Here is a 10,388-nt window from a genome sequence, read left to right as displayed (position 1 = left end):
CGGGTGGCAGGCCGCGCAGGCGGCCGCCGAGCCCGCGCAGGGCGGCGTCACGTCCTCGGGCCTGCCGCGCCGCGTGCCCAAGGCCAACCTCGTGCCGGGCACCGCCAGCCTGGCCGAACCGCCAGCCACGTCACCGGCGCCGCAGATCTCCCCCGATCGGTTGCGCAGCAGGCTCTCCAGCTTCCAGCAGGGTGTTCGACAAGGCCGCGCGTTCACCCGCGGAGAAGAGAATGAGGAGGACAAATGAGAGAAATGAGCCAGGGAGCACGTGGCATCAGCTGGCTGATCACTGACTTTGTGAACAACGTGCCTGGTGTCGCGCACACCGTCGTGGTGTCGTCCGACGGTTTGCCGCTGGCCTTCTCCGAGGGTTTCCCGAAGGACCGCGCCGACCAGCTGGCCGCGGTCGCCTCGGGTGTCATCAGCCTGACGCAGGGAGCGGCGCGCGTCTTCGAGGGCGGATTGGTGACGCAGACCGTCATCGAGATGCAGCGCGGTCTCTTGATGATCATGTCGATCAGCGACGGTTCCTGCCTGGCTGTGCTCGCCGCGCCCGACTGTGACATGGGCCTGGTGGCCTATCAGATGACGCTGCTGGTCGAGCGCGCGGGGCAGGTCCTGACGCCGGCCGTACGTGCCGAGCTGCAGGCGGCCCGCCCCCGTTAGCCGGGTGGCGGTGACAGGAGAACATAGTGTCAGGTCAGGGTTGGGCTGGTGATAGCACTCCGCCGCATTCGGCGGCTCCACGTCCGCAGAAGTCGAGCTCCCTCGTACGGCCCTATGCCGTGACCGGGGGGCGCACGGCGCCGCGGATGAAGTTCGCCATGGAGGCTCTGGTGTCCTCCGTGACGTCGGAATACCAAGACATATCTCTGCTGAGTCCGGAGTATCAGGCGATCATTCAACTGACCCGGAACGTCAGGTCGATCGCCGAGATCTCCGCACTCCTCCGCCAGCCTCTCGGGGTAGTGCGGGTGCTGATCGCCGACATGGCGTCCGAGGGCCTGATCCGCGTGCACCAGCCTGCGCTGGACGCGGGAAAGCCGGACATCAACTTGCTCGAAAGGGTGCTCAGTGGACTTCGCAGGCTCTAGCGCCGGCCTAACATCGACGAAGATCGTCGTGGCCGGCGGTTTCGGCGTGGGCAAGACGACGTTCGTGGGCGCGGTCTCCGAGATCCTGCCGCTCACCACGGAGGCCGTGATGACGGACGCCTCGGCCGGCGTCGACGACGTCTCGCTCACGCCCAACAAGACCACGACGACCGTGGCCATGGACTTCGGCCGGGTCTCGCTCGATCGCGACCTGATCCTCTACCTGTTCGGCACGCCCGGGCAGCACAGGTTCTGGTTCATGTGGGACGACCTGGTGCGCGGCGCGATCGGAGCCGTCGTGCTGGCGGACACCCGGCGGCTGGCCGACAGCTTCCCCGCGATCGACTACTTCGAAGAGGCCAAGCTGCCGTTCGTCATCGGCATCAACGGCTGGGACGGGCAGTTCTCGCACCAGGACGACGAGATCCGGGAGGCGCTGTCGCTCGGCTCGCACATTCCGGTCGTCCGCCTCGACGCGCGGATGCGCGAGTCGGTGAAGAGCACGCTCATCACGCTGGTGGAGCACGCGCTGACGCGCCACATGCACGCGCCGGCCTGACGGCGCCCACCCGCACGTCCAGGTGCCGCCGGACCACCGTCCGGCGGCACCGGCGTTCGGGCCCTCAGGCCGACACCGGTGTCAGGCGGTGGCGGCGGGCGCGTCCACCCCGCGCACGAGCCGGCCGACCTCGCCGCGCAGGCGCACGAAGTCGGGGTGCTCGCGCGTGGTGATCTGGTCGCGGGGCGCCGGGAGGTCCACCTTCAGGTCGCCGACCACGTGCGCGGGCGCCTTCGACAGCACGACGACCCGGTCGCCCACGTACACGCTCTCGTCGATGTCGTGGGTGATGAGCACGATCGTCATCCGGTGGTGGCCGCGCACCTTCAGCACGAGGTCCTCGAGGTCCTCGCGGGTCTGCGCGTCCACCGAACCGAACGGCTCGTCCATGAGCATCAACGACGGCCGGTAGGCCAGCGCGCGGGCGATCGCCACCCGCTGCTGCATGCCCCCGGAGAGCTGGAACGGGTATTTCCGCCCCGCCTCCGCCAGGCCCACCGACTCCAGCGCCTCCTGGGCGGCCTCGCGCCTCTGCCGCTTGTCCATGCCCCGGCGGCGCAGCGGCAGCGCCACGTTGTCGGCCACCGACATCCAGGGGAACAGCGACCGGCTGTAGTCCTGGAAGACCACGGCCAGATTGTCGGGCGTCTGGCGCACCAGCTTGCCGTCGACCCGGATCTCGCCGCCCGTCGGCTTGATTAGCCCCGCGATGGAGCGGAGCAGCGTCGACTTCCCGCACCCCGAGGGGCCGACGACGCACAGGAGCTCGCCCGCGGCGACACTCAGCTTCAGCCCGTCGATGGCGTGGTGCTCATTCGGGCTGCCGGGCCCGTACACGTGTGTGAGGTTGTCTATCTCGAGCAACTCATGTCCTAAGGGCGGGAAATCCTGAGATTACAGCTCGACTTTACCGAAGGCCGTGATCTATGAACATGAGGACGCTCATACTCGGTCAGCCCATCGGCCTGGGGACGTAGCGGCCCACCGGGCTGCCCACGATCTTGCCGGTGTCGAGCACGTGGTGGCCGCGCACGAACGTGTCCGTGACCTTCGCCGTCAGCTCGAAGCCCTCGAACGGCGTGAACTCCTGGGACGACTCCGACTCCGCCGCCCGCACGGTCCAGGTGCTGTCCGGATCGACCAGGCAGATGTCGGCGTCGAACCCGGGGGCGATCGTCCCCTTGGCCCGCAGGCCGTACCTGCGGGCGGGGTTCCACGACGTGAGCTCGGCGATCCGCCCGTACGACAGGCCCCTGCGGCGGCCCTCGGTGATCAGGCCGGGCAGCAGGTACTCCGCGCCGCCGAAACCGGCCTTGGCCACGAACACGTCGTCGGCCGGCGTGCCGAACTTGAGCTCCTCGCGGCAGCAGGCGTGATCGCTCACCACCCAGTCGACGGCGCCGTCGAGCACGTACTCCCACAGCGCTTCGACGTCCTCGCGCGGCCTGATCGGCGGGTTCACCTTGCCGCCGAGCCCGTTGGCCGTGTCGATGTCGGCGAGCAGGTGGCCGATGGTGACCTCGCGGCGGAAGTCGATGTGCGGGAACGTCCCCGCCATCCGCACCGCGGCGTCGAGCGCCTTGCGCGAGGACAGGTGGAGCAGGTTGACGTTGCCCAGGCCGGTCTCGTGGGCGAGGTAGGAGGCGACGAACACGGCCAGCCCCTCGGAGTGCGGCGGCCGCGAGGCGCTGTAGGCGGCCAGCCCGGTCAGCTCTCCGGACTCCTCCACCAGCTTGGTGTAGGCCGTCATGATCTCCGCGGTCTCGCAGTGCAGCGACAGGGAGATCTCGCCGGCCAGCTCGGGGAAGCGCTCGCGCGCCGCCTGCACGCCGCGCATCACGAACTCGAAGTGGGCGTAGTCGTAGCGCTCGCCCTCGGGCAGCATCAGGAACCCGCTCTGGTCGGCCGAGCGGCCGTGCAGCCCGTGCCCGCCGTAGAACATGAAGATCTTGAACGACGGCACCCCGAACCGCTCCACCAGGTCGGGCAGCTCGCCGATGTGGCCGCTCGACATGGGCGCGAGGTGGAAGCCGTAGTCGACGAAGGCGCGGTCCTCGGCCAGCCGGAGCACCTCGGGGAAGAAGTCGGCGTACGGGCCGGACCGGTTCAGGTAGTACTGCCCGGTCCGCATGTAGGTGAGGGCGGTGGTGACGCCGCCCTGCGCCGCGGCCTTGCTCTCGGTGGACGCGTCGTCGCGGAGCGGGTTGTAGATGCCCCAGTGCTGGTGGGCGTCCACGACGCCGGGGAAGGCCAGCCGGCCGCAGCCGTCGATCACCTCGGGCACGCCCTCGCCGGACAGGCCGGGCGCGACCTGCTCGACCCGCCCGCCGGTCACGGCGATGTCCGCCGCGACGGGGTGGTTCCGCTCGTGCGTCACGACGCGCACGTTCTTCAGGAGCAGGTCCGTCACGTCCGCCTCCTAAGCGGTACGGCGGGCGCCGCGGTGCCAGCCGAGCATGCGGCGCTCGATCATGAGGAACAGGGAGTTGAGCGCGAACCCGAGTACCCCGAGCACCACCACACCGGCCCAGATGCCCGGCATGTCGGCGTTGTTGCTGGCCACGCTCAAGAGGTAGCCGATCCCGTCCGTGCTGCCCTTCAACTCGGAGATGACCATCAGGATGAGCGCCAGGGAGACGCTCAGCCGCAGACCGGCGAAGATCTTCGGGGACGCGGCGGGCAGGATGATCCGGAACAGCCGCAGGTGGGCGGGCACGCCGAAGACGGTCGCGGTCTCGATCTGCATGCTGTCGACGCCCCGCGCGCCGTCGATCGAGTTGAGCAGGATCGGCCAGATGATGCCGAAGACGATGGTCGCCACCTGGACCTGGGTGCCCATGGTGAACAGGACCAGGAAGACCGGGAGCATCGCGGGCGGCGGCACGGCGCGGCCGAACTCCACGAGCGGGTCGACGTAGTCGGCCAGCCGTCCGATCCGTCCGATCGCGACGCCCAGCGTGATCCCGATGACCACGGCGGCGCTCCACGACCCGACCACCCGCACGAGGCTGGGCACGAAGTTGTCCACCGCCTGCTCGGTGAGGAGCAGGGGGCCGGAGAACCACTGCTCGCGCATCCAGGAGGCGATGCGCGTCGGCGGGGGCAGGAACGGGTTGGCCCAGGCCCGGGCGAGCCACTCCCAGCCGGCCAGGACGACTGGGATCAGCCAGAGCCGCCGGAAGAGCATCCGGATCATGCGTGCCGCCACCTGAACAGGCGGCGCTCGGCGCGCAGCAGCAGGACGTTGACGGCGAGTCCGACCAGGCCGGCCCAGACCAGGGTGGCGATCACGTCGAGCATCGCGTCGGCGCCGATCCCGGTGCTCGCCTGGATCAGGAACGCGCCGATGCCGCCCGAGCCGCCCACGAAGTACTCCACGCTGATGGCGAGGATGAGCGTGATCGAGGCCGCCAGCCGGATCCCGGTGTAGATGAACGGCGCCGCGCTGGGCAGCGAGACCCGCCAGATGACCGCCGCCGAGCCGAAGCCGAACGAGCGCAGCGTCTCGGTGGCGACCGGGTCCACGTCGCGCACGCCGTACAGGGTGTTGATCAGGATGGGCCAGGACGCAGCGTAGACGATCAGCGCCACCTTGGCGTTGATCTCGGGCTGGAAGAAGAACAGGGCCAGCGGGATCAGCGCGACCGAGGGGATGGGCCGCAGGAACTCGACGATCGCGCGGGTGGTCTCCTCCACCGCCGGTACCGTGCCGAGCAGCAGGCCGATCGGCACGGCGACCAGCACGGCCAGCGGCAGCCCGGCGGCTGCGGCCGTGAGCGTGGAGAGCAGGTCGCCGGCGAAGGCGGGGTCGAAGGCGAGCTCGGCCACCCGGGCGAGCGAGGCCGAGGCGGCCGGCAGCCACGGGAGCAGGCCGGCCCGTGCGGCCAGCTCCCAGACGAGCAGGAAGGCCGCCACGCCGACGGCGTGGCGGAGGAGCTTCCCCCGCCTGGCCCGGGAGGGACTCGGGCGTCCCTGATTCGGCTGCCCCGCCCGCGCCGGCGTCGTCTCAGCGGTCATCCCTTGAAGGGCACGATCATCGAGTCGACGTTGATCTGCTGCTTGAGGAAGCCGTACTCCAGCATCAGGTCCGCGACGCGCTGGATGCGCTGGGCGCTGAGCGTGGTCGGGTAGTTGCCGAGGTTGATGGTCGCGGCCGTCTCAGCGGGGATCTTGGTGAAGGTCGGCAGGATCTTCGTGACGGCGCTGCGGTCGGTGGCGGCGATGTTCTGCGCCTTGGCCATGGCGCGCTGGAAGGCGGCCATCGTCTTGGGGTTCTCGGCCACCCACTTCTCGGTGGCCGCCCAGCCGGTGATCGGCAGGCTCTCGGTCGGGCCGGACATGGTGTCGACCAGCATGGTCGCGCCGAGCTTGTTCTTGGCCTCGCTCACGTAGGGGTCGGTCATCCAGACCGCGTCCACGTCGCCCTTCTCCAGCGACTGCAGCCAGTTGGTGGTCGGCACCTCGACGTACTGGATGTCCTTCCCCGGCGTCGGGTCAAGTCCGGCGATCTTCAGGTGGGGGTTCATCGTCAGGACGCCCAGGCCCTTGAGCGCGTTCACGCCGATCTTCTTGCCCTTGAGGTCGGCCACCTTCTTGATCGGGGAGTTCCTGGCCACCATCACGCCGAACGCGCCGGCCGCGCCCTGGTAGGAGTCGGCGATGTACTTGAACTTCTCAGAGCCCTCGCTCTGGATCGTCAGGATGGTGGCGTAGCTGCCCAGCACCACGTCCATGCTCCCGTTGGACAGCTTGGGCAGCACGGCCTGGGGCGCCTGGATGGCCTCGGTCTTGACGTTGAGGCCCTGCTCCCTGAAGAAGCCGCGCTCGATGGCGATGAAGAGGGGGGCGGAGTCGGCCCCCGGGTACTGGCCGATCAGCAGGCTGGTCTTCTCCAGCCCGCCGGCGTTGGTCGCGCCACCGGGCTTGCCATCCGTGCTGGAACACCCCGTAATGGCAAGGGTGACCGCAAGTCCGATCAGGGCGATGCGCCCTGGTGCGCCGAGCCTCATGTCGCGTCTCCTTTGAACGGGGGTGCTCGACGACCGGATCGACGACCGTCGCACCCGAGTGCAGCCAACCCTTGCGCATGATCCCCCGATTCTGGAAATTATCAATATATATGGCCAAGTTTCGATCGCACTGTTTCTATGGAGGTATGTCCGGATATTAGGTGGTGATATGGCTGGCGTTCATCGCGGACGTCTGGCTACTGTCAGGACGTAGGGACATATGCGGATGATCGATTGACCGCGGCATTTGCGGCGGTCGACCGATTATTTGTTGAACATAAATAAGGGTTTCGGACCATCTCGAGGAGAGGTTGCGGAGGCCAGTGAGAAGAACATTGCCCCCTGCAAGCGGGGACTCCGGATTACCGCCGGAGGAGTCCGCCTTCCCGTCACCTCACGCCACGACCGGGCCGCCGCCCTCACGGGCCGGGCGCGCCAAGGGCACCGGCGGGTTCGTGCGCAACTGGCGCGTACGCACGAAGCTCCTGGTCCTGATCGTCATCCCCACCGTGGCCGCGCTCATCCTCGGCGGGCTACGCGTGACCTCGTCCCTCAGCAGCGCCACCGAGTACGAGCGGGTCAAACAGACCGCCGCCCTGGCCGCCAGGCTGACCGAGCTGGCCCACCAGATCGAGCTCGAACGCGACCTCACCGCCATGTTCGTCGCCCAGGGCCGCAAGGGCGACAGCACGGAGGTCACCGCGCAGTACTCCGCCGTCGACCGGCTCGTCGCCGAGGCGCGCGGTGCGGTCGCCGCCCTGGCCGCCTCCGACAGCCCCCTGCGCGCCGAGGCCGTGCGCGTCCAGAACCGGTTCGACGAGCTGCCCAACTCCCGCCGGACCGCGGTCGAGTCCAGGCTCAACGTCGCCTCGGTCATCGAGCTCTACGACCGGTCCATCTCCGACTTCCTGGCGATCAACGACAACATCGACCAGGGCGCCGTCGACAAGGAGCTCACCGACAGCGTCGCGGGCTTCGCCGCCCTGTCCAGGGCCAAGCAGTACGTGTCGCGGCAGCGGGCGCTGCTGGTCTCCGCGCTGGCCGTCGGCCGGTTCGGCGAGGACGAGCTGGACGCCTTCATCGCCGCCCGCGCGCAGCGCAACAGCGAGCTGTCCACGTTCCGGGCCGAGGTGCCGCTGGCCCTGCGACAGGCCTACGACGACACGGTCAGCGGACAGGCGGTCGACCGCGCGGAGCTGATCCAGGCGCGCGCCCTCGCCCTGCAGGACGCCGGCCAGCCCCTCACCGACACGGTGCTCGGACTCACCCCTGACGGGCAGGTCTGGTTCGGCGCCGTCACCGAGACCATCGACGGCATGCGCCAGGTCGAGCAGCAGGTCGCCGACTCCATCCTGCTGCGCAGCCAGGACGTCCAGGCCACCGAGCAGCAGGGCGCGATGATCTTCGCGATCGCCATCGTGGCGCTGCTGGTCCTCGTGCTGCTGATCACCGCGCTCATGGCCCGCTCGCTGAGCGGCCCGCTGCGCCGGCTGCGCCGCGAGGCGCTGCTGGTCGCGGGCCGCCGCCTGCCCGAGACCGTGCAGCGGCTGCGCGAGTCGGACACCAGCACCGCGCGGGTCGAGGTCGAGCCGATCGGTGTGGATTCCGAGGATGAGATCGGTGAGGTGGCGCGGGCGTTCGATGAGGTCCATCGTGAGGCGGTGCGGTTGGCGGGTGAGGAGTCGCGGCTGCGGAGCAATGTGAATGCGATGTTCGTGAACCTGTCGCGGCGGAGTCAGACGTTGGTGGAGCGGCAGATCACGTTGATCGATGGGTTGGAGCAGGGGGAGCAGGACGAGAGCCGGTTGGCGAACCTGTTCAAGCTGGATCATCTGGCGACTCGTATGCGTCGTAACAGCGAGAATCTGCTGGTGCTGGCGGGGCAGGATCCGCCGCGGCGGTGGAGTCAGCCGGTGAAGCTGGTGGATGTGGCGCGTGCGTCGCTGTCGGAGGTGGAGAGTTACGAACGTGTCGTTCTCCAGGTGCCTGACGGTGTCTCGGTGGCGGGTCAGGCGGTCAACGACGTCATCCACCTGCTGGCCGAGCTGGTGGAGAACGCCCTGTCCTTCTCCCCGCGCGAGACCCGCGTCACCGTCTCCGGCAGCCGGATCGACGGCGGCGGCGTCATGCTGTCGATCACGGACTCCGGCATCGGCATGACCCACGAGGAGCTGGCGCAGTCCAACGAGCGGCTCAGCGACGCCCCGCTCGTGGACGTGTCGGTCTCCCGCCGGATGGGCCTGTTCGTGGTCGCCAGGCTGGCGCACCGGCACGGCATCCGGGTGCAGCTCCGCCCGCACGCGTCCGGTGGGCTGACCGCCATGGTGCTGCTGCCGGAGGCGATGCTCGGCATGCCCTCGCCCGCCTACACCGGCTCGACGGGCCCCGCACTCGAGGACGCCTTCCGCGGGCCGCAGCCGTCTCCCGCGCCGCACTGGCCGGAGGCCACCTACCACATGGGCCCCGGCCACCCCTCCTACCCGTCGCAGCCGGCGGAGGCGAACGGCGCCTGGCCGTCGATGCCCCAGTGGCCCTCCGACACCGGCGGCTGGCCCTCCGACACCCGCGCCGACCACTCCGGCCAGCATGACGGCTGGATGTCCCCGCCGCCTGCCGGACGTCCCCCGGGCGGCTGGGGTGGCGACGCCAACGGGATGCCCCGGCGGCCGCCCCTCGACGAGCGGCCGCCGTGGAACCACGGTGCCCCCATCGGCGATCCTCTCGGCGACCCCCGGAGCGACCTGCGCGGCGACCCCCGGGGCGGCCCGCGCGGCGACCTTCGCGGGGACCCCATGGGAGGCCGTCTCAGTGATCGTCTCGGTGATCGCTCCAGCCGGCCGCCGTCCCGCCCGCCCCGGCACGACTTCCCGGAGACCGACCAGGCGGCCACCGGCCCCATCCCCCGGGTCAGCACCCCGCCCTCCGGCGGCGACGACTACCTGCCGATCTTCGCCGCGGTCGAGTCGGCCTGGTTCGCCAACGGCGCGAGCTGGGACTCCGCCAAGGCCGACGTGGGGTGGAGCGCGGCGGAGGCGGTGGTGGAGCCGGTGCGGGACGGCGCGACGGCGTCGGGCCTGCCGAAGCGGGTGCCGAAGGCCAACCTGGTGCCCGGATCGGCGGACACGGTGTCCGCGCCCAAGGGGGTGACACCCGTGCCGTCGGTGTCGCCCGACCGGGTGCGCAGCCGCCTGTCGAGTTTCCAGCAGGGCTTCCGGGCCGCCAGGGACGACATCAGCGACGGCAAGTCGTACCCGACCGGTCCGAAGAACGGCGACAGCGGAGAGGAGGGGGCGTGAGGGATCTGAGCCATGCTGCGCGCGGGGTCGATTGGTTGATCACTGATTTCGTGAGCACGGTTCCGGGTGTGGCGCATGCGGTGGTGGTTTCGTCCGATGGTCTGCCGTTGGCGGCGTCGGCGGGGTTTCCGGCGGATCGGGCTGATCAGTTGGCCGCGATCGCGTCGGGGCTGGTGAGCCTGACGCAGGGCGCGGCCCGGGTGTTCGAGGGTGGTGCGGTCAATCAGACGATCGTGGAGATGCAGCACGGGCTGACGTTGATCATGTCGATCAGCGATGGCTCGTGCCTGGCGGTGCTGGCGGCGCCTGACTGTGACATGGGCCTGGTGGCGTATCAGATGACGCTGATGGTGGACCGTGCGGGTCAGGTGCTCACTCCGGCGGTGCGCGCGGAGCTCCGCGCGAGCCAGTCCAGGTGATGCAGGTGTCC

At 69.7% G+C, this 10,388-nt stretch carries 11 protein-coding genes; 6 read left to right on the top strand and 5 right to left on the bottom strand.

All coding sequences use genetic code 11. The features are described 5' to 3' along the window. From DQW85_RS05750 to DQW85_RS05735, 4 genes are all read left to right on the top strand, one after another. Window positions 1-247, top strand: a 247-nt coding sequence (locus tag DQW85_RS05750; protein ID WP_162794757.1) for a hypothetical protein, incomplete at its 5' end; no start/stop codon positions are given. Further along, window positions 244-666 carry a roadblock/LC7 domain-containing protein gene (locus tag DQW85_RS05745; RefSeq protein WP_109524965.1) on the top strand — a complete coding sequence of 141 codons (423 nt, stop codon included), beginning with the start codon at window positions 244-246 and terminating at the stop codon, window positions 664-666. The genes DQW85_RS05750 and DQW85_RS05745, both read left to right, overlap by 4 nt. A 26-nt stretch (window positions 667-692) precedes the next feature. Beyond that, window positions 693-1,094, top strand: coding sequence for a DUF742 domain-containing protein (locus DQW85_RS05740; protein WP_109524964.1), 402 nt, complete (start codon window positions 693-695; stop codon window positions 1,092-1,094). 28 nt (window positions 1,095-1,122) lie between these two features. Beyond that, window positions 1,123-1,653 (top strand): GTP-binding protein, encoded by a 531-nt coding sequence (locus DQW85_RS05735; protein ID WP_240196950.1) that lies wholly within the window; start codon window positions 1,123-1,125, stop codon window positions 1,651-1,653. 81 nt (window positions 1,654-1,734) lie between these two features. Here DQW85_RS05735 and DQW85_RS05730 read toward each other — a convergent pair whose 3' ends face one another. From DQW85_RS05730 to DQW85_RS05710, 5 genes are all read right to left on the bottom strand, one after another. Further along, window positions 1,735-2,517, bottom strand: a complete 783-nt coding sequence (locus tag DQW85_RS05730) for an ABC transporter ATP-binding protein (protein WP_205314905.1) — start codon at window positions 2,515-2,517, stop codon at window positions 1,735-1,737. An 88-nt stretch (window positions 2,518-2,605) separates the two neighbouring features. Beyond that, complete coding sequence (locus DQW85_RS05725; RefSeq protein ID WP_113699367.1) at window positions 2,606-4,063, bottom strand: dihydroorotase; 1,458 nt, start codon at window positions 4,061-4,063, stop codon at window positions 2,606-2,608. Between the two features lie 9 nt (window positions 4,064-4,072). Further along, window positions 4,073-4,849, bottom strand: coding sequence for an ABC transporter permease (locus DQW85_RS05720; protein ID WP_113699366.1), 777 nt, complete (start codon window positions 4,847-4,849; stop codon window positions 4,073-4,075). Then, the gene (locus DQW85_RS05715; protein WP_113699365.1) at window positions 4,846-5,670 is read right to left on the bottom strand and encodes an ABC transporter permease; all 825 of its coding nucleotides are present in this window, start codon (window positions 5,668-5,670) and stop codon (window positions 4,846-4,848) included. Before DQW85_RS05715 ends, DQW85_RS05720 begins: the two co-directional genes overlap by 4 nt. Next, window positions 5,667-6,662, bottom strand: coding sequence for an ABC transporter substrate-binding protein (locus DQW85_RS05710; RefSeq protein WP_113699364.1), 996 nt, complete (start codon window positions 6,660-6,662; stop codon window positions 5,667-5,669). Before DQW85_RS05710 ends, DQW85_RS05715 begins: the two co-directional genes overlap by 4 nt. A 455-nt stretch (window positions 6,663-7,117) precedes the next feature. On the opposite strand from DQW85_RS05710, the gene DQW85_RS05705 reads away from it, so the two are divergent. Both DQW85_RS05705 and DQW85_RS05700 read left to right on the top strand, forming a co-directional pair. Then, window positions 7,118-9,958: a sensor histidine kinase gene (locus tag DQW85_RS05705; protein WP_113699363.1), complete on the top strand. Its 2,841-nt coding sequence runs from the start codon at window positions 7,118-7,120 to the stop codon at window positions 9,956-9,958. After that, complete coding sequence (locus DQW85_RS05700) at window positions 9,955-10,377, top strand: roadblock/LC7 domain-containing protein (protein ID WP_113699362.1); 423 nt, start codon at window positions 9,955-9,957, stop codon at window positions 10,375-10,377. The genes DQW85_RS05705 and DQW85_RS05700 overlap by 4 nt, the downstream gene beginning before the upstream one ends. Window positions 10,378-10,388: the final 11 nt, after the last annotated feature.

This window comes from Nonomuraea lactucae (assembly GCF_003313395.1).
GTDB classification, from domain to species: domain Bacteria; phylum Actinomycetota; class Actinomycetes; order Streptosporangiales; family Streptosporangiaceae; genus Nonomuraea; species Nonomuraea lactucae.
This window is presented reverse-complemented; position numbering and strand designations above follow the sequence as displayed.